The organism is Corallococcus llansteffanensis (genome assembly GCF_003612055.1).
Taxonomy (GTDB): domain Bacteria; phylum Myxococcota; class Myxococcia; order Myxococcales; family Myxococcaceae; genus Corallococcus; species Corallococcus llansteffanensis.
This window is the reverse complement of record NZ_RAWB01001185.1, coordinates 1-452: the sequence shown is the minus strand read 5'-3', so window position 1 is coordinate 452 and position 452 is coordinate 1. Positions and strand designations below refer to the sequence as shown.

1 pseudogene is annotated in these 452 nt (G+C 56.0%); it reads right to left on the bottom strand.

Going from position 1 to position 452, the window contains the following annotated elements:
- Positions 1–168 precede the first annotated feature (168 nt).
- Positions 169–452, bottom strand: a pseudogene (locus tag D7V93_RS44050) (Tn3 family transposase); the annotation flags it as partial.

The following is a 452-nucleotide window of genomic DNA, read 5'->3' as shown; positions in this document are numbered from 1 at the left end:
ACCTTGAAGCCTTGGTCGCCTTCTCGGCGTCCCCTCGTTTTCAGTGCAATAAGTGACGGTACGAAAAGCTAGCACTGGCGCGGAGGTGGTGTTGGTAGATCGTTAATTTCATTGACTTTCCTGTTCACTTTCAAATCTGCGATTCGTGGCGTCAAACCGTGATCGGTTTCATCCGTTGGTGCCAGTTATCGGTGCTCCCTGCCGCGAGGGCAGGATTTGGTCGGCATAACGGTCAACAGGAAAGCGGAACACGCCTCGCAGGTTGATGCTTTCCAGCCTGGTGGGAGCAATTTTTCCGATCAGTTCCGGCGGAATGGCCTGGCGGCGGTTCGACCAGCGATCCAGGACCACCTGCATCTGTTAGGTATTCCACGCCATCACGATGTTGGCCATCAGGCTCAACGCATCGGCCACAGCCTGCATTTCATCGACACGTTTGGCCTGCGCCGGGC